General features: G+C 50.8%; 29 protein-coding genes and 1 riboswitch. Of the genes, 14 read left to right on the top strand and 15 right to left on the bottom strand.

Going from position 1 to position 24,353, the window contains the following annotated elements; translation table 11 throughout:
• The first annotated feature begins 1 nt into the window (after window position 1).
• Window positions 2-349, top strand: a complete 348-nt coding sequence (locus I3X05_RS14860; RefSeq protein WP_045571725.1) for a gamma-glutamylcyclotransferase family protein — start codon at window positions 2-4, stop codon at window positions 347-349.
• A gap of 60 nt (window positions 350-409) precedes the next feature.
• On the opposite strand, the gene ppa is transcribed toward I3X05_RS14860, so the two are convergent.
• Entirely contained in the window at window positions 410-937 is a 528-nt protein-coding gene (ppa, locus tag I3X05_RS14855) for an inorganic diphosphatase (RefSeq protein WP_039430711.1), read from the bottom strand.
• Between the two features lie 142 nt (window positions 938-1,079).
• Window positions 1,080-2,096 (bottom strand): class 1 fructose-bisphosphatase, encoded by a 1,017-nt coding sequence (fbp, locus tag I3X05_RS14850; protein WP_039430709.1) that lies wholly within the window; start codon window positions 2,094-2,096, stop codon window positions 1,080-1,082.
• Between the two features lie 328 nt (window positions 2,097-2,424).
• Here fbp and mpl point away from each other — a divergent pair, with 328 nt between their 5' ends.
• The 5 genes from mpl (at window position 2,425) to thiQ (ending at window position 7,996) form a co-directional block, all read left to right on the top strand.
• On the top strand, window positions 2,425-3,786 hold the full coding sequence (gene mpl / locus I3X05_RS14845; protein WP_045571724.1) for a UDP-N-acetylmuramate:L-alanyl-gamma-D-glutamyl-meso-diaminopimelate ligase: 1,362 nt from the start codon (window positions 2,425-2,427) through the stop codon (window positions 3,784-3,786).
• 47 nt (window positions 3,787-3,833) lie between these two features.
• On the top strand, window positions 3,834-4,472 hold the full coding sequence (locus tag I3X05_RS14840; protein ID WP_413470306.1) for a flavin prenyltransferase UbiX: 639 nt from the start codon (window positions 3,834-3,836) through the stop codon (window positions 4,470-4,472).
• 29 nt (window positions 4,473-4,501) lie between these two features.
• Window positions 4,502-4,622: riboswitch (TPP riboswitch) on the top strand.
• Between the two features lie 78 nt (window positions 4,623-4,700).
• Window positions 4,701-5,693 (top strand): thiamine ABC transporter substrate binding subunit, encoded by a 993-nt coding sequence (gene thiB / locus I3X05_RS14835; RefSeq protein WP_045571723.1) that lies wholly within the window; start codon window positions 4,701-4,703, stop codon window positions 5,691-5,693.
• A gap of 9 nt (window positions 5,694-5,702) precedes the next feature.
• Window positions 5,703-7,298, top strand: a complete 1,596-nt coding sequence (gene thiP / locus I3X05_RS14830) for a thiamine/thiamine pyrophosphate ABC transporter permease ThiP (protein ID WP_045571722.1) — start codon at window positions 5,703-5,705, stop codon at window positions 7,296-7,298.
• Window positions 7,292-7,996 carry a thiamine ABC transporter ATP-binding protein gene (gene thiQ, locus I3X05_RS14825; protein WP_045571721.1) on the top strand — a complete coding sequence of 235 codons (705 nt, stop codon included), beginning with the start codon at window positions 7,292-7,294 and terminating at the stop codon, window positions 7,994-7,996. Before thiP ends, thiQ begins: the two co-directional genes overlap by 7 nt.
• Before the next feature lie 51 nt (window positions 7,997-8,047).
• Here thiQ and yjgA read toward each other — a convergent pair whose 3' ends face one another.
• On the bottom strand, window positions 8,048-8,587 hold the full coding sequence (gene yjgA / locus I3X05_RS14820) for a ribosome biogenesis factor YjgA (protein ID WP_045571720.1): 540 nt from the start codon (window positions 8,585-8,587) through the stop codon (window positions 8,048-8,050).
• A gap of 117 nt (window positions 8,588-8,704) precedes the next feature.
• On the opposite strand from yjgA, the gene pmbA reads away from it, so the two are divergent.
• Window positions 8,705-10,048, top strand: a complete 1,344-nt coding sequence (pmbA, locus tag I3X05_RS14815; RefSeq protein WP_193167420.1) for a metalloprotease PmbA — start codon at window positions 8,705-8,707, stop codon at window positions 10,046-10,048.
• A 92-nt stretch (window positions 10,049-10,140) separates the two neighbouring features.
• Here the strand turns inward: pmbA and mgtE are convergent, their stop codons facing one another.
• The 12 genes from mgtE to I3X05_RS14755 form a co-directional block, all read right to left on the bottom strand.
• A complete protein-coding gene (mgtE, locus tag I3X05_RS14810; protein ID WP_045571718.1) occupies window positions 10,141-11,496 on the bottom strand; it encodes a magnesium transporter in 1,356 nt (451 codons plus the stop codon).
• 134 nt (window positions 11,497-11,630) lie between these two features.
• Window positions 11,631-11,906 (bottom strand): HPr family phosphocarrier protein, encoded by a 276-nt coding sequence (locus I3X05_RS14805; RefSeq protein ID WP_045571717.1) that lies wholly within the window; start codon window positions 11,904-11,906, stop codon window positions 11,631-11,633.
• Between the two features lie 2 nt (window positions 11,907-11,908).
• Window positions 11,909-12,772, bottom strand: a complete 864-nt coding sequence (gene rapZ / locus I3X05_RS14800) for an RNase adapter RapZ (RefSeq protein ID WP_337970839.1) — start codon at window positions 12,770-12,772, stop codon at window positions 11,909-11,911.
• A 3-nt stretch (window positions 12,773-12,775) separates the two neighbouring features.
• The gene (ptsN, locus tag I3X05_RS14795; protein ID WP_039430679.1) at window positions 12,776-13,234 is read right to left on the bottom strand and encodes a PTS IIA-like nitrogen regulatory protein PtsN; all 459 of its coding nucleotides are present in this window, start codon (window positions 13,232-13,234) and stop codon (window positions 12,776-12,778) included.
• Window positions 13,235-13,236: 2 nt separating this feature from the next.
• Window positions 13,237-13,524: a ribosome hibernation promoting factor gene (hpf, locus tag I3X05_RS14790; RefSeq protein WP_039430676.1), complete on the bottom strand. Its 288-nt coding sequence runs from the start codon at window positions 13,522-13,524 to the stop codon at window positions 13,237-13,239.
• Window positions 13,525-13,547: 23 nt separating this feature from the next.
• Window positions 13,548-15,011: an RNA polymerase factor sigma-54 gene (locus tag I3X05_RS14785; protein ID WP_193167421.1), complete on the bottom strand. Its 1,464-nt coding sequence runs from the start codon at window positions 15,009-15,011 to the stop codon at window positions 13,548-13,550.
• Between the two features lie 49 nt (window positions 15,012-15,060).
• Window positions 15,061-15,786 carry an LPS export ABC transporter ATP-binding protein gene (lptB, locus tag I3X05_RS14780; RefSeq protein WP_039430672.1) on the bottom strand — a complete coding sequence of 242 codons (726 nt, stop codon included), beginning with the start codon at window positions 15,784-15,786 and terminating at the stop codon, window positions 15,061-15,063.
• 1 nt (window position 15,787) lies between these two features.
• Window positions 15,788-16,282, bottom strand: coding sequence for a lipopolysaccharide transport periplasmic protein LptA (lptA, locus tag I3X05_RS14775; RefSeq protein ID WP_045571714.1), 495 nt, complete (start codon window positions 16,280-16,282; stop codon window positions 15,788-15,790).
• Window positions 16,263-16,826 (bottom strand): LPS export ABC transporter periplasmic protein LptC, encoded by a 564-nt coding sequence (gene lptC / locus I3X05_RS14770; RefSeq protein ID WP_337970838.1) that lies wholly within the window; start codon window positions 16,824-16,826, stop codon window positions 16,263-16,265. Before lptC ends, lptA begins: the two co-directional genes overlap by 20 nt.
• A complete protein-coding gene (kdsC, locus tag I3X05_RS14765; RefSeq protein WP_045571712.1) occupies window positions 16,823-17,380 on the bottom strand; it encodes a 3-deoxy-manno-octulosonate-8-phosphatase KdsC in 558 nt (185 codons plus the stop codon). The genes lptC and kdsC overlap by 4 nt, the downstream gene beginning before the upstream one ends.
• Window positions 17,380-18,351: an arabinose-5-phosphate isomerase KdsD gene (gene kdsD / locus I3X05_RS14760; protein WP_045571711.1), complete on the bottom strand. Its 972-nt coding sequence runs from the start codon at window positions 18,349-18,351 to the stop codon at window positions 17,380-17,382. Before kdsD ends, kdsC begins: the two co-directional genes overlap by 1 nt.
• 21 nt (window positions 18,352-18,372) lie before the next feature.
• The gene (locus tag I3X05_RS14755; RefSeq protein WP_337970837.1) at window positions 18,373-19,338 is read right to left on the bottom strand and encodes a calcium/sodium antiporter; all 966 of its coding nucleotides are present in this window, start codon (window positions 19,336-19,338) and stop codon (window positions 18,373-18,375) included.
• Window positions 19,339-19,653: 315 nt separating this feature from the next.
• Here I3X05_RS14755 and mlaF point away from each other — a divergent pair, with 315 nt between their 5' ends.
• The 7 genes from mlaF to murA are packed head-to-tail and all read left to right on the top strand — an operon-like array spanning window position 19,654 to window position 24,218.
• On the top strand, window positions 19,654-20,457 hold the full coding sequence (mlaF, locus tag I3X05_RS14750) for a phospholipid ABC transporter ATP-binding protein MlaF (RefSeq protein ID WP_045571709.1): 804 nt from the start codon (window positions 19,654-19,656) through the stop codon (window positions 20,455-20,457).
• Window positions 20,450-21,238, top strand: a complete 789-nt coding sequence (gene mlaE / locus I3X05_RS14745; protein WP_045571708.1) for a lipid asymmetry maintenance ABC transporter permease subunit MlaE — start codon at window positions 20,450-20,452, stop codon at window positions 21,236-21,238. Before mlaF ends, mlaE begins: the two co-directional genes overlap by 8 nt.
• A 2-nt stretch (window positions 21,239-21,240) precedes the next feature.
• Window positions 21,241-21,729 carry an outer membrane lipid asymmetry maintenance protein MlaD gene (mlaD, locus tag I3X05_RS14740; protein WP_045571707.1) on the top strand — a complete coding sequence of 163 codons (489 nt, stop codon included), beginning with the start codon at window positions 21,241-21,243 and terminating at the stop codon, window positions 21,727-21,729.
• Window positions 21,730-21,731: 2 nt separating this feature from the next.
• Window positions 21,732-22,367: an MlaC/ttg2D family ABC transporter substrate-binding protein gene (locus tag I3X05_RS14735; RefSeq protein ID WP_045571706.1), complete on the top strand. Its 636-nt coding sequence runs from the start codon at window positions 21,732-21,734 to the stop codon at window positions 22,365-22,367.
• Entirely contained in the window at window positions 22,367-22,684 is a 318-nt protein-coding gene (locus tag I3X05_RS14730) for an STAS domain-containing protein (protein WP_045571705.1), read from the top strand. Before I3X05_RS14735 ends, I3X05_RS14730 begins: the two co-directional genes overlap by 1 nt.
• A gap of 3 nt (window positions 22,685-22,687) precedes the next feature.
• Window positions 22,688-22,942: a BolA family iron metabolism protein IbaG gene (ibaG, locus tag I3X05_RS14725; RefSeq protein WP_045571704.1), complete on the top strand. Its 255-nt coding sequence runs from the start codon at window positions 22,688-22,690 to the stop codon at window positions 22,940-22,942.
• A 10-nt stretch (window positions 22,943-22,952) separates the two neighbouring features.
• Window positions 22,953-24,218, top strand: a complete 1,266-nt coding sequence (gene murA / locus I3X05_RS14720) for a UDP-N-acetylglucosamine 1-carboxyvinyltransferase (RefSeq protein ID WP_039440387.1) — start codon at window positions 22,953-22,955, stop codon at window positions 24,216-24,218.
• Window positions 24,219-24,353: the final 135 nt, after the last annotated feature.

Below are 24,353 nucleotides of genomic sequence, written 5' to 3'. Positions count from 1 at the left end.
TATGCAGCATTTGGTTTTTGTTTATGGAACCCTTCGCAAAGGGGAAGCAAACCATCACTATCTAGCGCAAAGTCAGTGTTTGGGCAGTTGTCAAAGCGGGCTGGATTACAAGTTGTATGACCTGGGGGAGTATCCGGCGGTGAGTGATGGCAACACGGCCATCAGTGGTGAAGTGTATCTGATTGACGATCACACCTTGCAAGCGCTCGATAGGCTGGAAGACGTGCCCGTGGAGTATCGTCGAGAAACCATTGAAACGCCGTTTGGCACCGCATGGATTTATCTCTATCAAGACAGCAGTAAGCTGGTCAATGAGATCGCATCCGGCGACTGGTGCCAGCGGGTTTAAGCGAAAAAAGAAGAGCCAGACTTGTGTCTGGCTCTTTTGCTCTGCGAAGAGTGCGCTTGATTACTTTTGCGCGCGTTGGTAAGACTCTAGGATCTCTTTGCGAGCTGATTCGACATCTTCCCAGCCATCCACTTTCACCCATTTACCCGTTTCCAGCTCTTTGTAGCGCTCGAAGAAATGGGTGATTTGCGCTTTGAGCAGCTCAGGCAGATCGCCAACATCTTGGATGTGGTCATACTCTTTGGACAACTTAGAGTGCGGTACCGCGACCACTTTCGCATCTTCACCCGATTCGTCGGTCATTTTCAGCACGCCAACTGGGCGGCAACGAATCACAGAACCCGGCATCAGCGGGTAAGGGGTTGGGACGAGCACGTCAACTGGGTCGCCGTCTAAAGAGAGCGTGTGGTTTACGTAGCCGTAGTTACATGGGTAGAACATCGGTGCGGACATAAAACGGTCAACAAAAACCGCGCCAGATTCTTTATCGACTTCGTATTTGATTGGGTCGGCGTTGGCTGGGATCTCAATGACGACATACAGATCATCCGGTAGCGACTTACCCGCAGGTACGTTGTTTAAGCTCATGACTTTTCCTTTTCTGTTATTTTTGGGCTGAATGGCCCCAATTTAGCCGCAAATCACTCAGGATGTAAACCAGTGAGCAAGGCGTTTTTCATCGCATCTAACAAAAAAGCGCCTGCGATTGCAGGCGCTTTGCGAGAAGGTTTTAGGCTTCGTCACGATGCAGTTCGAGAAACTCCTCGACTTTCTTCACCATATTGGTTGAACCGACGAAAAACGGCACACGCTGATGCAGTTCAGTCGGCTTGAGATCGAGAATACGGTTAACCCCGTCAGAAGCAATGCCGCCAGCTTGCTCAATCAGAAAGGCCATGGGATTGCATTCATACAGCAGACGTAGCTTACCATTCGGGTGGCTCTGCGTGCTTGGGTAGAGATAGATGCCGCCTTTAAGCAGATTGCGGTGAAAATCCGCCACCAGCGAGCCAATATAACGTGACGTATATGGGCGACCATCTTCAGGCACATTCTCTTGGCAGTACTTGATGTATTTTTTGACGCCCATTGGGAAACGAATGTAGTTGCCTTCGTTGATGGAGTAAATCTTGCCATCTTGCGGGATCATCATGTTTTCATGCGATAGACAGAACGTGCCAAGCGATGGGTCGTAAGTAAAGCCGTTAACGCCATTGCCTGTGGTGTACACCAACATGGTGGATGAGCCGTAAATCACATAGCCCGCTGCCACTTGCTTATGGCCGGGTTGGAGGAAATCTTCTTGTGTCGGTGGTGTACCAATTGGTGACACGCGACGATAAATCGAGAAGATGGTGCCGACGGAGACGTTCACGTCGATGTTTGATGAGCCGTCCAGCGGATCCATCAACACAACGTATTTGGCATTCTTGTTTAACTCTTTGTTAAACGCGACCGCTTCATCTTCTTCTTCGCTGGCGACACCACACACTTGGTCGCGAGCTTCTAACGCAGATTTGAATTTCTCATTGGCGTAAACGTCGAGCTTTTGTTGAGCTTCGCCCTGCACGTTTTCCGTACCGACAGAACCAGTGATATCAACCAGACCCGCTTTGTTGATTTCACGGTTGACGATTTTCGCCGCCAGACGAATGGACGACAAAAGAGATGACAGATCACCGCTAGCGTGGGGGAAGTCCGCTTGTTTCTCAACAATGAACTCGCCAAGGGTGCGCATTCCAGACATGTTATTTCCTTAAACTTCTCTGAATTAATCGGGGGTAGTGAGCGAGCATCTCTTATGGATGTTATCGTTTGCGCTCGCGGTAAGTGTAAGGTTTAGATCTTATTAATGGTAATGAACTAACCGACCGAGATCTCAATTTGCTTGTCGACTATTAGCGAAGAAATTACATCAACTTAGGCGGGAAGTCGTGGCGATGTTGCACAAAAAAAGCGCAACGGAGTGGCGGAATTTTGCGCCGCCGAGCAGAAGCCAGACGATCGCCCTCGCTTTTCCGAGCGTTATCGCGATAATGGGAGGGGCAAAAATTTCATAGAGCAGGACGAGCAACATGCATATTCATATCTTAGGGATCTGTGGCACTTTTATGGGCGGCGCCGCGATTTTGGCCCGGCAGTTAGGCCATAAGGTGACGGGATCAGACGCCAACGTTTACCCACCAATGAGTACGCTTTTGGAATCTCAAGGTATTGAAATTATAGAGGGTTTTGAACCTTCTCAGTTAAATCCTGCTCCTGATCTGGTGGTGATTGGCAATGCCATGAGCCGTGGCAATCCGTGTGTTGAGTACGTGCTTAACCACAATTTGCGTTATACCTCTGGGCCGCAGTGGTTGCAGGAGTTCTTGCTGCACGATCGTTGGGTGTTGGCGGTGTCAGGCACGCATGGCAAGACCACCACTGCAAGCATGCTGGCGTGGATTTTAGACGCATGCGGCTATCAGCCGGGATTTTTGGTCGGAGGTGTACTCGGCAACTTCGGTGTCTCGGCGCGTTTGGGAGACAGCATGTTTTTTGTTGTGGAAGCTGATGAATATGACAGTGCTTTTTTCGACAAGCGTTCTAAGTTCGTCCATTACCATCCACGCACCTTGATCATGAATAATCTTGAGTTCGATCATGCGGATATTTTTGATGATCTGGAAGCGATTAAGCGGCAATTCCACCATCTGGTGCGCACGGTTCCGGGCAACGGACGCATTCTTGCTCCCCAGCAAGATGCGGCTTTGGCGGACGTTTTGCAACGTGGCTGCTGGAGCGAGCAGGAGTTTTCTGGCGCTGATGGTCAGTGGCAAGCGGAAAAGCGAGTCAAAGATGGCTCTCACTTTGCGGTCTTCTTCCAAGGTGAATGCGTGGGCGAAGTGAAGTGGGATTTGGTGGGCGATCACAACGTCGACAATGCGCTGATGGCGATTGCGGCGGCGCGCCATGTCGGAGTGACGCCCGATCTTGCCTGTCAGGCACTCGGCCAATTTATCAATACCAAGCGCCGTTTAGAGCTCAAAGGCGAAGTCAATGGGGTGGCCGTTTATGATGATTTCGCTCATCATCCCACCGCGATTGAACTGACTCTCGGTGGTTTACGTAATAAGGTGGGCGACAAACCGATCTTTGCGGTTTTGGAGCCGCGCTCTGCAACGATGAAACGTGGCGTGCATAAAGAGACGCTTGCTGCTTCGTTAGCCTATGCCGATGAAGTGTTTTTATTCCAACCGCCGGGCTTGGATTGGTCGGTCGAGGCCGTGGCGGCACAATGTCACCAGCCTGCGTTTACCAGTGACAATATGGATGAATTTGTTGCGCAAATTGCCAGTCGTGCGAAATCTGAGGTGCAAATCTTGGTGATGAGTAACGGCGGTTTTGACGGCATTCATGGCAAGTTGCTGGCGGCACTGGACAAGGCGTCTGACTGACTCGGCCCATAATCGTGCTAACTGAAATCGTGCCAACTGAAATGACAATGACTGAAAAACAAAAAACAATCACACTGGCGTTTACGGGGGCCTCTGGTGCGCCGTATGGTTTACGCTTGCTTGAATGCCTGCTCGCGGCAGATTATCAGGTTTACCTGCTGATTTCCTCCGCCGCGCGTGTGGTGCTAGCCACCGAGCAGGGGCTGAAGTTGCCCGCCAATCCACAAGCCGCGCAAAGCGCGCTGGTGAACTACCTTGGCTGCTCGGCCGAGAAGCTGGTGGTGTGCGGTAAGGACGATTGGTTCTCGCCCGTTGCTTCCGGCTCCGCAGCGCCAAAGCAGATGGTGGTGTGCCCTTGCTCTGCGGGCAGTGTTGCGGCGATAGCGCACGGCATGTCGGATAATTTAATTGAGCGCGCCGCCGATGTGGTGCTGAAAGAGCGTGGTCAATTGATCCTCGTGGTGCGTGAAACACCGTTTTCCACTTTGCATCTGGAAAACATGCACAAGTTATCGCAGCTTGGCGTGACCATCATGCCCGCGGCACCGGGGTTCTACCATCAACCGCAACGTATTGAGGACCTTGTCGACTTTATGGTCGCGCGTATTCTTGACCATCTTGGCGTCGAGCAAGGTTTAGTGCCGCGCTGGGGGTACGATAACCGTCCGCGTGACGAGCACGTATAGCCAAAGCGAACGTTTCGCATTACAATCCGCCTCACTCATCGGGGAGCTCATCTGCGTATTTTTGTCGCAGAAGCTGAGATCAGGCCATCGCCTGGGACCCGTATACCTGAACCAGATAATGCTGGCGTAGGAATTGAGTCAGGAATTTAATTCGTAATGGAAGATTAAAACCGACCTCAAACCTGTGCCGCTCCACTCATGTCATGCAACGCAAATGGAGAGCGAGCCGTGAAAACCACTCTTAACCTGATTGCCCTAGCGATGGTCACTTCTGCCCCCGCTTTGGCTGCCGATAACACCCTCACTGTTTACACTTACGACTCTTTTGCCGCCGATTGGGGCCCGGGCCCGACGATCGAAAAAGCGTTCGAAGCGAAATGTGGCTGTGACGTCAACTTTGTTGCGCTGGATGATGGCGTGTCGATCCTTAACCGTCTGCGTCTTGAAGGCAAGAACAGCAAAGCGGATGTGGTGCTCGGGTTGGACAACAACTTGATGGCTGAAGCCAAAGCAACGGGTTTGCTGGCAGAACATCAGGTCGATACCCGTGTAGTTACGCTGCCAAAGGGGTGGTCTGACACGACGTTTGTCCCTTACGATTACGGCTACTTTGCTTTTATCTACAACAAAGAAACGCTGGCCAATCCGCCGAAAAGTTTAAAAGAGTTGGTGGAGCAGCGCAGCGATCTCAAAGTGATCTACCAAGATCCGCGCACCTCAACTCCAGGACAAGGTTTGCTGCTGTGGATCAAATCCGTTTACGGCGATAGCGCCAGCGAAGCATGGCAGCAACTGGCGAAAAAGACCGTGACGGTCACTAAGGGCTGGTCGGAAGCTTACTCGATGTTCCTCAAGGGTGAGTCGGATATGGTGCTCTCATACACCACCTCTCCGGCCTATCACCTGATTGCGGAAAATGACGCGAAATACGCGGCGGCGGGCTTTTCTGAAGGGCATTACATGCAAGTGGAAGTGGCCGCGAAAGTGAAAAGCAGCCAAAAACAGCAACTGGCCGATGAGTTTATGCGTTTTATTTTAAGTGACGACTTCCAAGCGGCGATGCCAACGGGCAACTGGATGTATCCGGTCACCGACGTAACACTGCCTGAGGGCTTTGACACCTTAACTGTGCCGGTGAAATCACTCAGCTTCACACCTGAAAAGGTGGCCGAAATGCGCAAGCCTTGGATCCGCGAGTGGCAAAGCGCGCTGACGTTTTAAGGCTGCCCGTTGAATTCTGTACCTAAAGCGGGCATTGGGGTCGCGGTGATGATCGCGACCTTTGTTATTGCTGCGCTGGCAGCGCTCCTTTCTACGGCGCCCTCGCTGGATGTGAGCGTCATCTGGCGCGATCCTTACTATCGTCATGTCACCCAGTTCAGTTTTTGGCAGGCTTTTTTGTCGATGCTGCTGAGCGTCAGTTTGGCGATCCCGGTGGCGCATGCGTTGGCCAAACGACGTTTTCCTGGCCGCGCTCTGCTGTTGAAGCTGTTTGCCTCAACGCTGGTTTTACCGGTGTTGGTCGGGGTGTTTGGCCTTTTGGCGATTTATGGCAACAGTGGTTGGCTGGTGAATCTGTTGCAACAAGCGGGCTACTTGAACTCGTTTTCCATCTACGGTTTGAGTGGCATTTTGCTTGCCCACGTGTTTTTCAATCTGCCGTATGCGGCCCGTTTGCTGCTACAAGCGCTGGAATCGATCCCGGCAGAGCAGCATAAACTGGCGGCTCACCTCGGTATGTCACCTTGGGATAAATTTCGCTTTGTTGAATGGCCAAGGCTGCGTCAACAACTGCCGCATGTCGGTGGCTTGGTGTTTATGCTCTGTTTTACCAGTTTCGCTACTGTGATGGCGCTGGGCGGTGGGCCGAAATCCACCACCATTGAGCTGGCTATCTATCAGGCGATCAAATTCGATTTCGATCTGCAAAGCGGAGCCATTCTGGCTATCTGGCAAATGTTGCTGTGCAGCGTTTTGGCGCTGGCGCTACAAAAATTGGCGCGTCCTTTATCGGTTTCTGCGGGCAGTCGCAGCGAGTCACCTTTTTTAGTGCGCGACAGCGGCCTGCTGCGTGTTTGGGACTACGCTTGGATTTTGGCCGCCGCGCTTTTGGTGTTACCGCCGCTGCTGATGGTACTGCTTTCTGGGGCGAATGGCAAAGTGGTTGACGTGCTGGCTGATGCTCGCTTTTGGTCGGCACTTGGCGCATCGCTGCAAGTCGCACTGCTTTCTGCCACACTCGCAGTGGCGGCAGGCATGGCGATTCTCTCGTCCAGTCGCATCTGGCGTATTGGAGAACGTCGTCATCGCGCGGATGGTTTGGAGATGGTGGGCACCATCGTCTTAGTCACCCCGGGGCTGGTCATTAGTACGGGCGTTTTCTTGCTGCTGCGCAGCGTGACCGACGTTTTTAGCTTAGCGTTAGTGGTGGTGGTTTTGGTCAATAGCTTGATGGCGCTGCCGTACGCGATCAAAACCTTGGCTCAGCCAATGTTGCACATTGAGCAGCAGTACCAATATTTGTGTGCCAGTTTAGGTATACGTGGCCTAAACCGCTTGCGGGTGATTGAGCTGCGCGCGCTGTCGAAACCGCTCGCTTCAGCGTTTGCGCTCTGTTTTATGTTTGCGATTGGCGATCTTAGCGCGATTGCGCTGTTTGGTAGTCAAGAGTTTCGCACGCTGCCTTTATACCTTTTCCAACTGCTGGGCAGTTACCAGATGGAATCGGCCGCAGTGGTCTCGCTCACTTTACTGCTGCTCAGTGTTGGCTGTTTTGCCCTGACCGAACGTCTATTTACCACCCGCGTTAGTGAGGAATCATGTTAACTCTCAATCAGGTGAAGTATTACTATCACGATGCGCTGTTTCACTTTGATCTACAGGTCGCGCAAGGGGAGATCGTCGCGCTGATGGGCCCAAGTGGGGCGGGCAAATCGACGCTGTTGGCGCTGCTGGCCGGGTTTATTGAACCGCAATCGGGAGAGATGGCGGTCAGCGGACTCTCTTTACTCCACAAGCCGCCTTATCAGCGTCCGTTTTCCATGTTGTTTCAAGAGCACAATCTCTTTTCTCATCTCACGGTGGAGCAAAATATTGCTTTGGGCTTACAGCCCGGGCTCAAATTGAGCTCTGCCGAGCGCAAGCAGGTGCGGCAGGCCGCAGAACAAGTGGGCATTGCGCCTTATTTGTCGCGTTTGCCGCAACAATTGTCGGGAGGGCAACGTCAACGCGTGGCGCTGGCAAGGTGCTTTGTGCAGCCCAATCCGATCTGGCTGTTGGATGAGCCTTTTTCGGCGCTCGATCCGGTTTTACGTGAAGAGATGTTGGCACTGGTGAAACATCTCGCCAAGGAACGCAATATCACCGTCTTGATGGTGACGCACCATGTGAGTGATGCTCGCGCGATTGCCAGCCATTTTGCCTACATTGCTAATGGTCACGTTGAGCAGTTCGGCCCCATGGCGCAGTTGACCACCGCACATGCGAATCGCGCCTTAGCTGAGTTTGTTCAGGCGGGCAGTTAACGGTTGAAACGTAGATAAGAAAAAGGTTGGCACAGGGCCAACCTTTGTTTTTTACAACGATGAAGCGATCGCTTCGTCGTTAAGCTGTTTCAGGATTTGGAAAATTTCGCGAAACGCTTTGGGCGGTTTGTTGTTTTGCTTCTCTTTGGCGGCGGTACGAGCGAGCTGACGCAAGCGCTGACGATCCGCGGATGGATAGAGTTCCACCACGTCATCGATCGCGTTGTCACCTTCGGCAATCACGCGATCACGCAGCGTTTCTAACTTGTGCAGCACGGCCGTGTTTTGTGAATGCTTGTTACGAAGTTTATCCAACGCCGCTTGAATCGGTTCTGGATCTTCTTGACGCATTACCTTGCCAATGTACTGCAGTTGGCGACGACGCGCTTCGTTTTTAAAACGTTGCGCATCTTTGATTGCCTCGAGCAAATCTTCACTGATCGGAAATTTCGCCAATACGGAAGGTTTGAGTTCAACCAACTCTTCCCCCAGTTTTTGCAACTCATCCATATCGCGTTTCATCTCAGATTTGCTGACTATGATGATTTCTTCTTCTGGTTCCCATGGCGCTTTTTGGTTTTTACGAGCCATCTTTTCTGCCTATGTCACTTTCTCTCAATAAGATTAGCCCCATTTTAACAAGAATCGTGGGGAGAAAGCGAAATTCTTGTTATTCTTAGCCTATCGCTCATCAAAGATTATTGAGATATGGATGTAAAACAGCAAGTTGCTCAACAGAGAATTGAGCTTGAAGCCGCCGTTGCCAGAGCGCTGGAGCTCGCGGCGCAACAGTCCGACGCTGCGGAAGTCGCGATCACTAAGACGACCGGGCTCAGTGTCTCTACTCGTATGTGTGAAGTCGAAAATGTCGAGTTCAACAGTGATGGCGCGCTTGGCATTACCGTCTACCGTGGCCAGCGTAAAGGCAGCGCCTCGACCTCGGATCTGAGTGAAAAAGCGATTCAGCAAACCGTATTGGCGGCGTTGGATATTGCGCTGTACACCTCGGAAGATCCCTGTTCCGGCCCGGCTCCGGCCGAGTTGATGGTCAAGGATATCCCAGATCTTGACCTCTTCCACCCAGACACGCCTGACCCAGATTACGCAGCGAAGATTGCCATTGCGGCCGAGCGTGAAGCGCTGAGTTATAGCGACAAAATTAAGCAGAGCGATGGCGCAAGCTATGACAGCCACTATGGTGTGCGCGTGTATGGCAATAGCCACGGCTTGCTAGCGAGCTATGCCTCAAGCCGTCACAGCATCAGTTGCTGTGTGATTGGTGAGGGCAAAAATGGCGAGATGGAACGCGATTACAGCTATACCGTGGCGCGTCATCGTGATGACATGTGGACGCCAGAGCAAGTCGGTCAAGAAGCGGCGGAGAAAACCATTCAACGCTTGGATGCGCGTAAGCTGAAAACGGGCAAGTTTCCGGTGATGTTTGCTCCGGATGTAGCCACGGGTTTGATGGGCCACTTAGTGATGGCGATCAGCGGTGGTAATCTCTATCGTAAATCTTCTTTCTTGCTCGACAAATTGGGTCATCAGGTGCTACCTGAGTGGTTCAATATCAGCGAGCGCCCGCATATTCTACGCGGTCTGGCTTCAAGCCCATTTGATAGCGAAGGCGTGTTCACCCAAGATAGAGAGATCATTACCGACGGCGTGCTGGCCACTTACCTGCTGACCAGTTACGCGGCGCGCAAAATGAACATGGCCCCAACCGGTCACGCCGGCGGTATCCACAACTGGTTTGTGACATCAACCGGGCAGACTTTTAGTCAGATGCTCAAAGAGCTCGGCACGGGGTTACTGGTTACTGAAGTGATGGGACAAGGTGTCAACGTGGTAACGGGTGACTACTCCCGCGGCGCGGCGGGTTTCTGGGTAGAAAATGGTGAAATCCAATACCCAGTTTCAGAGATTACCATTGCTGGCAATCTCAAAGAGATGTTCACTCGCATTGTCGCGGTCGGCAGTGATGTGGAAACGCGCTCGCAGATTCAAACAGGCTCGATTTTGTTAGAGTCGATGAAAATTGCGGGTGAATAGCCATCGGTTGTCTCGCAATAAAAAAGCGCTAAAAACAAACAAGGTTACCGATGGGCAACCTTGTTAATGTGTTTGGATTGGGCTGGCAAAAGTCAGATCAAAATGGTGGCCAGCCCAAGAAAAACCGACAATCCGATCACATCGGTAACGGTGGTTAGTGCCATGCCGCCAGCCAGTGCCGGGTCGATATTCATCTTTTTCAGCAGAATCGGGATAGACACTCCAGCGATGCCAGCAACAATCAGGTTGGTCATCATCGCGGCAGAAATGATCCCACCGAGCACCCAATTGCCTTTCCACGCGACCACGATGCCGCCGATAATCAGCGCCCACATCACGCCATTGAGAAAACCAATCGCAGCCTCTTTCATCAAGAGTTCTCGGCGGTTGGAGTCACCAATGTGACCCAGCGCCAAGCCACGAATCACCAGTGCAACGGTTTGGTTACCGGCCACACCGCCCATCGAAGGCACTATGGTCATCAGGACCGCGATGGCCGCCATTTGATCCAGTGTGGCTTCAAACATGTTGGAAACCGAAGCGGCAGCGAGGGCGGCGAGCACGTTCGCGCCGAGCCAAACGCTGCGTTTACGCGCCGATTTGACCACAGGCGCAAAGGTGTCTTCTTCATCATTCAGGCCCGCCATACTCATCATCGAGTGCTCGGCGTCTTCACGAATCACATCGACCACGTCATCGATGGTAATACGCCCCACCAGATGGTAGTTCTCATCAATCACCGGTGCAGAGATCCAGTTGCGTCGCTCAAACAGGCTTGCGACATCGGAATCGCTGGTATCAACCGCAATGGCATCATCGACATCTTCCATCACTTCGCTGACTTTCACGTCTGGCTGAGTAGTAATCAGCGCGGTGATGGAGAGCTCGCCTATCAGCTTGCTCTCTTCATCGATCACATACAGAGCATCGGTGTTTTCTGGCAGTTCCCCTTTCATACGCAGGTAGCGCAGGACTACGTCAACGTCGACGTCACCACGAATGGTGATAACGTCGGTGTTCATCAATCCGCCCGCGGTGTCTTCCGGATAGGAAAGTGCAGTTTCAACCCGCAAGCGGTCGGCTGCATCCATCTGTGCCAAAACTTCACGAGAAACGTTATCTGGCAAGCTACGCAGAACGTAAGCGACGTCATCGGTATCCATGCCTTCGGTGGCTTCAGCGAGCGCTTCAGGGGCCATTTTGGAGACAAGGTTGTCTTTGACGTCTTCGCTGAGCTCATCGAGAATTTCACCGTAATCTTCAGGGTCGGTGAGCTGCCAGAGCACTTCACGACTTTTACGCGGGGAAGCTTCTAAAAGGTGGGCGATATCTTCGGGTTCCATGTCCTGAAGTTGACGGCGGACATGGACGAAGCGGCCGTTTTCCAGCGCTTCGGTGACTTCTTGGAGGGCTTGGTGAGCTTGGTCGAATTCTATTTGCTCTGCCATTGTGACCCCCTGATTCCTGGATATTTACAATGCTTTGAATAATAACTTAATTCTATACGCAAGTAACCAGAAGATGCGAGTTTCATCAACAAATCTTGCAGTAGTCAGAGTAACGCTTGCATCACATTGACGAATTACTCGCCTTCATCAAATTTGTCTTCGATCAGGTGGCAAATCGCGTCTAAGGCGATTTGTGCTTGTGGGCCTTTGGCGTGAATGGTGACATATTGCCCTTGCGCCGATTCCAACATTAGCAGGCCCATAACGCTGTCAGCCGCGGCGGTTTTGTCCTCTTCATTGTCGATGGTGACTTCGGCTTCAAAGCTTTGCGCCAGCTCGACCAGCTTCACAGCCGCGCGTGCATGTAGACCCAAACGATTCTGTATCAATACCTTGCGACTCTGTTCCACGGCTATTCCTTGTTGCGCTTTTCTAATCCAGTGTGACGAATTCGTACTTTGTGCCCAAGCTCGGCAAAATATTCACCAATTTGCTGAGTTAAGTACACGGAGCGATGTTTTCCGCCCGTGCAGCCAATCGCCACAGTGAGATAGCTGCGATTGTTCTTTTCCAGCATCGGTAGCCAATGTTCGATAAAGCTTTCAATTTGATGCTTGAGTTCTAACACTTCTTCGTGGCGCTCTAAAAACGCTTTGATCGGGCCATCCAGACCAGTCATGGGCCGCAGTGATGGTTCCCAATGCGGGTTTGGTAGGAAGCGCACATCAAACACATAATCCGCGTCGGTTGGCAGGCCATATTTAAAGCCGAAGGATTCAAACACCATGATCAGTTCTTTACGTTCATGACCTTCGACTCGAGTGCGAATGGTTTCGCTCAGTTCATGCAGAGATTGATTGCTGCTGTCGAGCAGGATATCGGCAATCTCTCGCAATGGTTTCAGCATCTTCTTCTCTTGATCAATCGCTTGATCGAGCGTATGAGTATGTTCACCCTTAGAAAGTGGATGGATGCGGCGAGTTTCACTATAGCGCTTGAGCAACGTTTCTTTGTCGGCATCGAGAAAAACCACCGAAACATCGAGGCTCTCTTTGAGCTTTTTTAGTGTCGCGGAAAGCTCCTTCATGCGCTTGGGAATGTTGCGAATATCGATACTGACCGCGACATTTTGCTTGCTTTCGGCGATGGACTGAACAAACGCGTCGAGCAGATTGACTGGCAGGTTATCGACACAGTAGTAACCGAGATCTTCCAGAACCCGCAAAGCAACGCTTTTGCCTGCTCCGGAGTGTCCACTGACGATGATGAGTCGCATCGCTTAGGCGTCCTGTTGCTCGCTGACCATGATATCGTACAACTCTTGGTCGCTTTTGGCATTGCGCAACATTTTCAACACCTGTTTGTCGCTCAGGCGTTCTGCCATTGAGGAAAGGGTTTTCAGATGTTCTTTGCACTGTTCTTCTGGCACCAAAAGAGCGAATAAAAGGTCGACCGGACGGTTGTCGATGGCGTCAAACTCTATCGGCTGCTCACATTGCAGTAAAACGGCGACCGCGTGGTCAGCGGACGTCATGCGTGCGTGGGGAATGGCAATACCGTTACCGATACCCGTGCTGCCCATTTTTTCTCGACTGAGCATACACTCAAACAAGGCAGTGGAATCTTGGCCAGTGTGTTCCGCAACGAGGTTGCTGATGATTTCGAGGGCTCTTTTCTTGCTAGAGCACTGAACTGCACTCTTGGTGCAGTTCAGTGAAAGTATTGTGCTAAGTTGCATGGTTAATGACTGTTAAGTTTTTCTTTGTGTTTGTTTAACTGGCGGACGAGTTTATCGACCAGGGAGTCTATGGCAGCGTACATGTTTTCATCGTCGGATGAGGCATGAATTTCACCGTGATTAACGTGGAGCGTAGCTTCAGCGATTTGGTGAATTTTTTCAACTTTCAGGACCACTTGGATACTGTTGATGTGGTCGAAAAATCGCTCAAGCTTATCAAACTTGGAGTGAACATAGTCTTGCATTGAATCGGTAAGATCAACGTGATGGCCTTGGATATTGATTTGCATAGACTTTCCTTTTCAGTTGTGGCCTAAAGCAGGCGTTTGCGCTGACTTGAAGGGGCAATGCCTAAGGACTCCCGGTACTTGGCAATCGTTCGCCGAGCGACTTGAATCCCTTGGTCAGCCAGTAGCGCAGCAATTTTGCTATCACTCAACGGTTTGGCAATGTTTTCTGCCGCCACCAGTTTTTTGATGAGTGCGCGGATTGCTGTCGATGAACACTCTCCTCCGTTGTCGGTACTCACATGACTGGAGAAGAAATACTTCAATTCAAAAATCCCTCTGGGGGTATGCATGAACTTTTGCGTGGTCACGCGGGAGATAGTTGACTCATGCATCTCAACCGCCATAGCCACATCATTCAGCACCATGGGTTTCATTGCTTCTTCCCCATACTCGAAGAAATCGTGCTGATGTTCAACTATGCATCGTGCAACTTTGAGCAGTGTCTCGTTTCTACTCTCTAGGCTTTTTATTAGCCATTTTGCTTCTTGCAAATTGCTGCGAATGTACTGACTATCGGCGCTGTTTCCACGTCCCAACTGGGCATATTGTTGATTCACTTTGAGCTTTGGAATGCTGTCGGGATTGATCGCCACGCTCCACTTACCGCTCTCTTTAAACACAGACACATCCGGAATGACGTATTCGGCTTCGCTCGGGTTGATCTTGCTGCCAGGTCTTGGGTCTAGCTGCTGGATCAGTTTTAGCGCTTCGCGCAGATCTTCTTCTTTGAGTTTAGCTTCTTTAACGATCAGCTTGTAATCACGGTTGCCTAACGCCTCAATGTGCTCCAGCAGAACTAACTTGGCCTCGGTTAACCATGGCGTTTCGGCTGGAAACGTGGCGAGTTGTAACAATAAACACTCTTGCAGGTTTTGCGAGGCGACACCAAGCGGGTCAAATTGCTGAATGCGTTTTCTCACCGCTTCCACTTCATCCAGCTCAATGTCGCTGCTGTTTAGGCTTTCTAAAATCTCTTCTGGGCTGATGGTTAAGTAACCTGTGTCGTCCACGGCGTCGATGATGGCAAAGGCAATCATGCGATCGGTTTCACTGAACGGCGTAAGGTCGAGCTGCCACGATAGGTAGTCGTGCAGGGTTTCGGTGGTTTCCCCTTGATACACGGGCATGTCGTCGTCTAAGGCGATACCGGTATTACCTGTATTCGCGCTGTAAACATCATCCCAAGTGGTATCGATTTCCAGCTCGTTGCTGATTTCGGATTTCTCGATGATGTCTGAGCTGTCCGGCAAGTCGACTTCGGCGCTGAAATCATCAGAATCACTCCCTTCATTGCTGGGCTTGTCTTCATGGTTAGCTTGTGGCTCGTCATGGCTCTCCTCGACTTCAAGTAGAGGGTTGGATTCCAGTGCTTCCTGTATTTCCTGTTGAAGATCCAATGTCGACAGTTGCAGCAAGCGAATAGCCTGCTGAAGCTGCGGCGTCATGGCTAACTGTTGACCTAGCTTGAGTTGTAATGAGGGTTTCATTCAGTAGTTCTTACCTTGTTATTCCCAGAATCTGCCGTTGTTAATTTAATCATAGTCGGAATTGCTCGCCGAGATAAACTTGTTTTACTTGCTCATTGTTGAGAACTTGTTCCGGGGTTCCTTCGGCGATCAGGTGCCCTTGACTGACGATATACGCTTTCTCACATACGTCCAGTGTTTCGCGTACATTGTGGTCGGTGATGAGCACGCCAAGGCCGCGATCGCGCAGATGCTCAATAATCTTTTTGATGTCGATGACAGAGATGGGGTCAACCCCTGCAAACGGTTCGTCCAGCAGGATGAACTGAGGATTGGCTGCCAGAGCTCGGGCGATTTCGACTCGGCGTCTCTCACCGCCAGATAGCGCCATGCCCGCACTTTGTCGAATATGCTGAATGTGAAATTCTTCCAGCAGATCTTCGAGTTTGTCTTGGCGTTCTTCGCGAGTGAGCTCGTTGCGCGTTTGCAACACGGCCATGATGTTGTCTTCCACAGAAAGCTTGCGAAAAATCGAGGCTTCCTGAGGAAGATAACCAATGCCTAATTTGGAACGGCTGTGCATCGGTAGAATACTGATGTCTTGATCGTCAATACTGATGGTGCCTGCATCGCGTGGCACTAAGCCCACAATCATATAAAAAGAGGTAGTTTTGCCTGCACCGTTGGGCCCAAGCAAGCCAACGATCTGCCCTGATTCGACTTGCAAGCTGACGTCAGTGACGACTTTTCTCTTTTTGTAGCTCTTAGCGAGATTTTTTGCTCTCAGAACGGCCATGTTAGTTATTCGCCTGACTTGGTTGTAATACGGTAGTGACGCGCTCATTGTTTGAGCTGTCGGCAATCAATTTCTGCTGCGCGATTTGGTATTTGATCGACGAGCCTTTGATTACATTACCATCTTGAGACAGCTCCGCTTGGCCAAGCATCACCAATTGATCGGAAGTGACTTCGTAATCCAATTGGTTGGCTTTGCCACTTAGCGTGCGACCATCGTCTGTCAGTTGTGAAAACGTCGCGGGTTTACCAAATGCCTCAATTTTATGGATGGCGTTTTTTTCTTTGTCGCGGGTGACGACAATCCGCTCGGCGTTAATGCTAATGCTGCCTTGTTTGAGCGAGACATTCCCTTCAAAAATGACCTGATTGCTGCGCATATCTAATTGTTGAGAATTAGAATCGATGTAGACAGGTTGCTGAGTATCCGATTTGAGCGCAAAGGCGCTTGGGGCAGCTAAAACGAATGCAAAGAGGCTAAGGTGTAAGGGTCTCATATCTACCTTGAACTTTATTATACAGAGTGGCGGTATTGGTTTGCAGGTTGCCTTGCATTGCCGCTCCGCTTGTTTCAAATTGTGGGCCAACCAGCAGGACTTGCTGATCGGCGCGAAAATCACGATTGGCCAGATCAATCTCCAGCTTGGCGGTGGCCAGGGTATCAAAACTCGCATCCGGCAACAGATTTTGCATCAGGACATTATCGTAAAGGGTCAGAACCTGTTTCTCGTTGAGTACCGCGCGTTTGGCGCTGACTTTCCACTCTAACGCTTCGCCGTCACGGTAGATAGCCAGTGTCGGATTCTCAAAAATGGTATCACCGCTTTTGGCGTAGTGATCCAGATGCGACGACGCGATCTGGTGACTGCGTAGGCCATATTCATTGTAACTGGTGTTCTTCAGCGCCGTTCCACTGAATATTGGCAATTCAAGGTTAGGTGCCACCTGAATCGTCTGTGCTTCGCGTTGACTATATAAGTAATAAGCCGACCAAGACGCAACAAAAAAGAGCAGTACATATAGGATGCGGGCGACACTCATATACTCAAACCCTTGTGAGCATCCAGCTCATCGCGTGCCTGCAAAATCAGATCACACACTTCGCGGACGGCACCATGACCGCCTTTGATTCGGGTCACATAGTTGGCTCGTTGAGCGAGCAGTGGGTGACCATCGGCAACACATACTTGGAGTGCGACTTTTTCCATTACTGGCCAGTCTATCAGATCGTCACCAATATAACCTGTCTGCTGTGGGCTGATGGACAATTTGTCACAAATATCTGCATAGGCCTTCACTTTGTCATCTTGCCCTTGATAAATCAGGGAAATGCCTAAGGCTTTCATCCGATTTTCAACGATCTGTGAGCGGCGGCCCGTGATGATGGCGATTTCAATGCCGGCGTTCATCAACGATTTCACCCCATAGCCATCACGAGTATGGAATGTCTTCAACTCTTCACCGTCGTTACCCATGTAGATAAGGCCATCGGAAAAGACGCCATCCACATCGCAGATCAGCAGTTTGATCTCTTTGGCGATAGCAAAAACCGCCGACTCGACAGGGCCGTATAACGTTTCAACTGAGTGGGTCATTACATCACTCCGGCTTTAAGTAGGTCGTGCATGTTCAGCGCGCCGACCAATTTACCTTGTTGGCACAGCATCAAACCGTTAATTTTTTTCTTCTGCATCAAATTAAGCCCTTCGACTGCCAGCAGATTGGGATCCGCGACGGTTGGACGCTCCGTCATGACGTCGCCAATTTTCGCACTGTGAATGTCGATACGTTTATCGAGAATGCGGCGTAGATCGCCGTCGGTAAAAATACCGAGTAAGTGGTCACTTTCATCGACAATCGCTGTCATGCCAAGGCCTTTTTGCGAAATTTCCAACAGCGCATCACGCACCAAAGCCTCTGGGTTAACTTTAGGCAAGGCGTGACCTGTGTGCATAATATCGGACAACTTGAGGAGCAGTTTTCTCCCCAGTGCACCGCCAGGGTGTGACAGGGCGAAATCTTCGGCGGTAAAGCCTCTGGCTTGCAAAAGAGCAACCGCAATCGCATCGCCCATCACTAAGGTCGCGGTGGTGCTGGTGGTGGGGGCGAGTCCGAGTGGACAGGCTTCTTCTGGCACGGTGATCTGCAGGTGGAAATCCGCCAGCTTGGCCATGGTTGAACTTGGATTTCCGGTCATGCTGATAATGCGGATACTCAGCCGTTTGAGCACCGAAAAAAGCGCGAGAATTTCCGAAGATTCACCTGAGTTGGAGATCGCAAGCACGATATCACCACGTTCGATCATACCCAGGTCGCCATGCGCGGCTTCGCCTGGATGAACAAAAAATGCGGAGGTGCCCGTGCTGGCAAGCGACGCCGCAATCTTTTTGCCGATGTGACCTGATTTGCCCATGCCCATCACCACCACTTTGCCTTGATTGTGCAGCATTAGCTCGCAGGCTTGTTCAAACTGCTGATCAAAGTATTGCGCGAGTTGTTCTAGCCCCCGGATTTCCGTGGTTAAAACTTGCTGTGCGACGGTACGATAATCAAACGAAAGTGCCATGTTTACTCCTCAGCGGATCGATTAAGCGGTCATGTTCATCAATAGATAGCTTTGATAAGTGACAAAACAGATCATCAGGATGCCGCCTTCGATGCGACTGATACTGCGAGATTTACCCAGTGCCATGACCACGAGTAACAACGAAATAGCTAGCATCACCCAGAAATCGCGTCCCATCGCATATTCGCTTAAGACGGATGGGTTGAGAATGCCCGGTAATCCCATCACCGCAAGAATATTAAACACGTTAGAACCGATAATGTTGCCCACTGCCATGTCATCTTCGCCTTTGAGCACCCCAGCGAGAGACGCGGCGAGTTCTGGCAGGCTGGTGCCGACCGCGATAATGGTCAGGCCGATGACCAGATCACTCATACCAAAATGTTTGGCAATCACCACAGCATTATCGACCAGCATATCGGCGGCCAGAGGTAGCAATATCAGGCCGACGACGATCCACAGGCCAGCTTTGCCGTTGCTCACCCCTTGTGGGATTTCCGACGCTTGCTCGTCTAAGAATGCATCACCGCGCTGTTGCTCTTTTTTGCTGATCTGCAGCATGGCAAATAAAAATACACCGAAGAGAGCAAACAGTAGAATGCCTTCGTAAAACCCTAAGTGACTGTCCCAGAGCAAGATGCCAGACAGCACAGTCACGGCGATCATCAAAGGTAGCTCACGACGCACAATAGCAGAGCTGATCGACAACGGCTTAATCAAAGCAGTGATGCCGAGAATTAAGGCGATGTTGGCAATGTTTGAACCCAATACGTTCCCCACAGCGGTGTCGGTTTTGCCCTCTAACGCCGCAGTGGCCGAAACCATCATTTCTGGTGCTGACGAGCCCATGGCCAAAATGGTCATGCCGATCACCAGCGGTGAAATGCCCATGTTGCGAGCTAAAGCGGCAGAACCAAACACAAGTTTGTCTGCACTCCAGACCAGTAGAACAAGACCGACGATAAGTAGCGCGATGGCTTCGAGCATGATGATTCCCAGAAAGTTATATTGAGTTGAAGGTTTAACCGCTAATTTTGACTTTTTGAGTGAAAAAAGGGAAGACAAACAAGTAACAAATTACGACTGGATTAGGATTTCGTTAGCGCTTTATACGGCACGCCGTGCACTCGTGTATGCTTTACATTTGCTATCCTGCAGAGGATTGCAACGCCAATTTGTGTGCAAGATGTGACGATTCTGTGCGAGTTATTTAATCGAACAGTGCTTTTAATTACTAACTAATCTGCTTATGATGGCAACTCAAATTGAAGACCCATCTAACCAACACTGACAAGAGAGACTATGTCGAACAACGATTTAGTTACCATTAAAGGGCTGACTTTCTCCCGAGGCCAGCGGCTGATCTTTGATCACGTTGACCTTGAGGTTCCGAAAGGCAAAGTCACCGCGATCATGGGGCCGTCCGGAATTGGTAAAACCACCTTACTGCGTTTGATCGGCGGACAAATTTTGCCCGAAGCGGGCGAAATCTGGTTTGATGGTGACAATATCCCAGCGTTATCGCGCAGTAAGCTCTATCAAGCGCGCAAGAAAATGAGCATGCTGTTCCAGTCTGGGGCGCTGTTTACCGATCTCAACGTGTTTGACAACGTCGCTTTTCCGCTGCGAGAACACACCCAATTGTCTGAAGAACTGATTCGTACCTTAGTGCTGTTAAAGCTCGAAGCGGTCGGTTTGAGAGGGGCTTCGACCTTGATGCCAAGCGAACTCTCCGGAGGCATGGCTCGCCGCGCGGCGTTAGCGCGTGCGATTGCGCTCGATCCGGATTTGATCATGTTTGATGAGCCTTTTGTCGGCCAAGATCCGATCACCATGGGGGTATTGGTTGAGCTTATTCGCAATCTCAATCAGGCGCTTGGCGTGACTTCCATCGTCGTTTCCCACGACGTCCCTGAAGTGATGAGCATTGCTGACTGGGTCTATCTGCTGGCCGATGGCAAAGTGATTGCGAAAGGCACGCCGGAGGAGTTGCGAGACAACCGCGATCCGCGTGTCCAGCAATTTTTGCAGGGTGACGCCGATGGCCCGGTGCCATTTCGCTTTCCCGCCCAGAGCATTGAGAAGGATTTATTTGACCATGTCTGAATTGATCAACTTTGTTTCTGGGGTCGGACGCCGTTTGATGGCGATTTGTGAGTCATTTGGACGGGCGAGCCTGATGTTGTTCGGCGCAGTATTCACACGCCCGCAACCTCTGAAAAACCTGCCATTGTTAGTGAAGCAAGTCCACAGCGTCGGCGTACAATCGCTGGCGATCATCGTGGTTTCAGGCCTGTTTATCGGCATGGTGCTGAGCCTGCAAGGGTATGTGATTCTGGTCGATTACGGTGCCGAAGGCAGCTTAGGGCAGATGGTGGCACTCTCGCTACTGCGTGAGCTTGGCCCCGTGGTCACGGCATTGCTGTTTGCCGGACGAGCAGGTTCGGCACTCACGGCTGAAATTGGTTTGATGAAAGCCACCGAGCAGCTATCCAGCATGGAGATGATGGCGGTTGATCCGCTTAAGCGGGTGATTGCGCCTCGTTTGTGGGCTGGGCTAATCTCCATGCCGTTGCTGGCGATGATTTTTATGGCCGTCGGGATCTGGGGGGGGCAATTGGTTGGTGTCGATTGGAAAGGCATTGATCATGGCAGTTTCTGGTCGGCAATGCAGGCTTCGGTTGAGCTTGGGCAAGATATCGGCAATAGCATGATCAAGTGCGTTTTCTTTGCTATCACCGTCACCTGGATAGCGTTATTTAATGGATACGATGCCGTTCCAACTTCGGAAGGCATTAGCCGTGCGACAACGCGCACGGTGGTACACTCTTCTCTGGCAGTACTGGGGCTTGACTTCGTACTGACCGCACTGATGTTTGGGAACTAATCATGCAACAAACACGCAAAACAGAATTATGGGTTGGCAGTTTCGTCTTAGCAGGAATTTGCGCAATATTAGTGATGATTTTTCAGGTTGCTGACGTAAAAGGCTTAGGTTCAGGCGATAGTTACGCGCTCAAAGCGGAGTTCGATAACATTGGCAGCCTTAAAGTACGTTCACCGGTGAAAGTGGGTGGCGTGGTGATTGGCCGAGTCTCTTCTATCGAGCTTAACCCGCAGACCTTAGTACCGATTGTCACACTCTCGATCAGCAGCCGATACAACCAGTTTCCAGAGACGTCCAGTGTGCAGATTCTAACGTCGGGACTGATTGGTGAGCAGTATATCGGTCTGGTTCCGGGGTTTGTCTTTGACGACGAGCAAATGCTCAAAGACGGTGATTTCATTGAAGATACCAAGTCTGCCTTAGTGTTAGAAGATTTGATAGGACAAGTGCTCTACAGTGTAGGGAACAAAGAAGAGTCGAAGAAGGAATAACTATGTTGCAACGTTTATTCGTGGCAGTCACGTTACTGCTGCTGAGCGTCAATGTCTCAGCACAAGAGATCGATAAAACCGATCCTTATAAGATGATGAAGCAAGTTTCTCAGACAACCTTTCAGCGTTTGGCCGCCGATCAAGCGCTGATCCAGAAAAATCCTGAGCACCTCAAAGTGGTGGTCGAAGAGGAATTGATGCCTTACATCAACGACAAATACGCGGCGCTAAAATTATTAGGCCCCAATTTGAAAGGGGCGAAGCGAGAAGACGTAGGTGAGTTTATTACCGCGTTTCGTGCCTATTTGGTGACTTCTTACGCCCAAGTACTCACGCAATATACCGATCAGAAAGTCGAGTTTGGCCCAGAGCCGCCACTGGACGACTCGAAACGCATTACTAGCATTAAGGTCGATATCATTGACTCTCCAAGGCCGAACATCAAACTGGAGTTCAAGCTGCGTAAAGAAAAAGATGGTGAGTGGCAAGCGTTTGACATGGTGGCAGAAGGGATCAGTTTACTTTCTAGCAAACAGTCCGAGTGGAATGGCAAGATTCGCCAAGAGGGCGTGTTGGCCGTTGCAAAAGAACTGGAACAGTTGGCGGCGCAGCCAATCCGCTTCGAGGTAAAAAATTAATGGCGCAGGCACAATGGCAGCAAATCGCTGCAGATAAAATCGCTCTTCGCGGAGATTTAGATCGTGACGAAGTGCCGTCATTGTGGCAATTTGCCCAGCATTGGAAGCCCGGCGCGACGCAGGTGGAATGCTCTTTGGCTGAGATCAAACGGGTGGATTCTGCCGGAATGGTGATGCTAATTCACTTAATAGAGCATGCAAAACGACAAAACTGTCATATAATGCTCAGTTTCGTGCCAGCGCAGTTGCGCACACTGTTTCAACTAAGTAACGTCGAAACTGTGGTTGCCGGACATATTCAAAGTTATCAGGGGTAAATTGTGGATAGCGCAAAAGTACAGCAGTTACTAGAAGAAGCACTGAACCTTGAAGAGGTGCATGTAAAAGGTGAAGGTAGCCACTATGAAGTGGTTGCTGTGGACGCTCGTTTCGCTGAAATGAGCCGCGTTAAGAAACAACAAATGATTTACGCACCTCTTATGGAGTACATCCAGCGGAATGATATTCACGCTGTCTCGATTAAAACTTACACGCCAACTGAATGGGCCCGTGATAAGAAACTGATGTCTCTGTAAAGGTTTAGTAATGGAAAAGTTTCGTGTTATTGGGTCAACTAAGCCGCTTAGTGGTGAAGTGACCATCTCTGGGGCTAAAAACGCCGCACTGCCTATTTTGTTTGCTTCGATTTTGGCTGAGGAGCCGGTTGAAGTGGCCAATGTTCCTCACCTGCGTGATATTGATACCACCATGGAACTGCTCAAACGCCTTGGCGCGAAAGTCGAGCGCAATGGTTCCGTGCATGTTGACCCTAGCTCAATTACGGAATACTGCGCGCCGTATGATTTGGTCAAAACCATGCGTGCTTCGATTTGGGCTCTCGGTCCGTTGGTCGCGCGTTTTGGTCATGGTCAAGTCTCTTTGCCTGGTGGTTGTGCGATTGGTGCCCGTCCGGTGGATTTGCATATCACTGGCCTGGAGCAGTTGGGTGCGACCATCACACTGGAAGATGGTTACGTGAAAGCAACCGTCGATGGCCGCTTGCAAGGCGCTCACATCGTGATGGATAAAGTGAGTGTCGGTGCAACCATCACCATCATGTGTGCGGCCACCTTAGCGCAAGGTACCACTGTGCTGGATAACGCCGCGCGCGAGCCGGAAATTGTTGATACCGCCAAATTCCTTAACACGCTCGGCGCGAAAATTTCTGGCGCGGGCACTGATACCATCACCATTGAAGGGGTTGAACGCCTTGGTGGCGGCCGTCATGCGGTGGTCGCGGATCGGATTGAAACCGGTACTTTTTTGGTCGCAGCGGCGGTATCTGGCGGGAAAGTAGTGTGTCGTAATACCAATGCCCATCTTTTGGAAGCGGTATTGGCCAAATTAGAAGAAGCGGGTGCGCTGGTGGAAACGGGCGACGATTGGATTTCGGTCGATATGACTGGGCGTGAGCTCAAAGCCGTCAATGTTCGTACCGCCCCACATCCCGGTTTCCCAACTGATATGCAAGCTCAGTTCACTTTGCTCAATATGATGGCGAAAGGTGGCGGCGTTATCACCGAAACCATCTTTGAAAACCGTTTTATGCACGTTCCTGAGCTAATGCGTATGGGGGCGAAGGCCGATATCGAAGGTAATACCGTTATCTGTGGCGATGTGACTCGTTTGAGTGGCGCACAAGTGATGGCGACCGATTTGCGCGCTTCGGCCAGTTTGGTGATTGCGGGCTGCATCGCCAAAGGGGAGACGATTGTTGATCGCATTTACCATATCGACCGTGGCTACGACAAAATTGAAAATAAACTCAATGCATTAGGTGCAAATATTGAGCGTTTTCGTGAGTCAAGCTAAACTGACTTGATTCAACTAGAGCCGAAACTCAGGTTTCGGCTTTTTTATGAGCCGCTTCCCGCAGCGAATCAATTGGGCAAATTATTGCTCAAAACACATTTAGGTTATTTATCTCATCGGCATCTGGAGAACAGA

Source organism: Vibrio navarrensis (genome assembly GCF_015767675.1).
Taxonomy (GTDB): domain Bacteria; phylum Pseudomonadota; class Gammaproteobacteria; order Enterobacterales; family Vibrionaceae; genus Vibrio.
The sequence above is the reverse complement of the archived record's forward strand: the minus strand, read 5'-3'. Positions and strand labels throughout refer to the sequence as shown.

What these genes read in the sequence shown, in the direction of transcription:
- ppa (WP_039430711.1), bottom strand. Translation starts at nt 937, where the DNA reads ATGAGCTTAAACAACGTACCTGCGGGTAAGTCGCTACCGGATGATCTG.
- mgtE (WP_045571718.1), bottom strand. Translation starts at nt 11,496, where the DNA reads ATGGCAGAGCAAATAGAATTCGACCAAGCTCACCAAGCCCTCCAAGAA.
- pmbA (WP_193167420.1), top strand. Translation starts at nt 8,705, where the DNA reads ATGGATGTAAAACAGCAAGTTGCTCAACAGAGAATTGAGCTTGAAGCC.
- mlaE (WP_045571708.1), top strand. Translation starts at nt 20,450, where the DNA reads ATGTCTGAATTGATCAACTTTGTTTCTGGGGTCGGACGCCGTTTGATG.
- I3X05_RS14735 (WP_045571706.1), top strand. Translation starts at nt 21,732, where the DNA reads ATGTTGCAACGTTTATTCGTGGCAGTCACGTTACTGCTGCTGAGCGTC.
- hpf (WP_039430676.1), bottom strand. Translation starts at nt 13,524, where the DNA reads ATGCAAATCAATATCCAAGGCCATCACGTTGATCTTACCGATTCAATG.
- ptsN (WP_039430679.1), bottom strand. Translation starts at nt 13,234, where the DNA reads ATGCAACTTAGCACAATACTTTCACTGAACTGCACCAAGAGTGCAGTT.
- mpl (WP_045571724.1), top strand. Translation starts at nt 2,425, where the DNA reads ATGCATATTCATATCTTAGGGATCTGTGGCACTTTTATGGGCGGCGCC.
- yjgA (WP_045571720.1), bottom strand. Translation starts at nt 8,587, where the DNA reads ATGGCTCGTAAAAACCAAAAAGCGCCATGGGAACCAGAAGAAGAAATC.
- I3X05_RS14860 (WP_045571725.1), top strand. Translation starts at nt 2, where the DNA reads ATGCAGCATTTGGTTTTTGTTTATGGAACCCTTCGCAAAGGGGAAGCA.
- fbp (WP_039430709.1), bottom strand. Translation starts at nt 2,096, where the DNA reads ATGTCTGGAATGCGCACCCTTGGCGAGTTCATTGTTGAGAAACAAGCG.
- kdsD (WP_045571711.1), bottom strand. Translation starts at nt 18,351, where the DNA reads ATGGCACTTTCGTTTGATTATCGTACCGTCGCACAGCAAGTTTTAACC.
- I3X05_RS14785 (WP_193167421.1), bottom strand. Translation starts at nt 15,011, where the DNA reads ATGAAACCCTCATTACAACTCAAGCTAGGTCAACAGTTAGCCATGACG.
- murA (WP_039440387.1), top strand. Translation starts at nt 22,953, where the DNA reads ATGGAAAAGTTTCGTGTTATTGGGTCAACTAAGCCGCTTAGTGGTGAA.
- mlaF (WP_045571709.1), top strand. Translation starts at nt 19,654, where the DNA reads ATGTCGAACAACGATTTAGTTACCATTAAAGGGCTGACTTTCTCCCGA.
- lptC (WP_337970838.1), bottom strand. Translation starts at nt 16,826, where the DNA reads ATGAGTGTCGCCCGCATCCTATATGTACTGCTCTTTTTTGTTGCGTCT.
- mlaD (WP_045571707.1), top strand. Translation starts at nt 21,241, where the DNA reads ATGCAACAAACACGCAAAACAGAATTATGGGTTGGCAGTTTCGTCTTA.
- lptB (WP_039430672.1), bottom strand. Translation starts at nt 15,786, where the DNA reads ATGGCCGTTCTGAGAGCAAAAAATCTCGCTAAGAGCTACAAAAAGAGA.
- I3X05_RS14840 (WP_413470306.1), top strand. Translation starts at nt 3,834, where the DNA reads ATGACTGAAAAACAAAAAACAATCACACTGGCGTTTACGGGGGCCTCT.
- thiQ (WP_045571721.1), top strand. Translation starts at nt 7,292, where the DNA reads ATGTTAACTCTCAATCAGGTGAAGTATTACTATCACGATGCGCTGTTT.
- lptA (WP_045571714.1), bottom strand. Translation starts at nt 16,282, where the DNA reads ATGAGACCCTTACACCTTAGCCTCTTTGCATTCGTTTTAGCTGCCCCA.
- rapZ (WP_337970839.1), bottom strand. Translation starts at nt 12,772, where the DNA reads ATGCGACTCATCATCGTCAGTGGACACTCCGGAGCAGGCAAAAGCGTT.
- kdsC (WP_045571712.1), bottom strand. Translation starts at nt 17,380, where the DNA reads ATGACCCACTCAGTTGAAACGTTATACGGCCCTGTCGAGTCGGCGGTT.
- I3X05_RS14730 (WP_045571705.1), top strand. Translation starts at nt 22,367, where the DNA reads ATGGCGCAGGCACAATGGCAGCAAATCGCTGCAGATAAAATCGCTCTT.
- I3X05_RS14755 (WP_337970837.1), bottom strand. Translation starts at nt 19,338, where the DNA reads ATGCTCGAAGCCATCGCGCTACTTATCGTCGGTCTTGTTCTACTGGTC.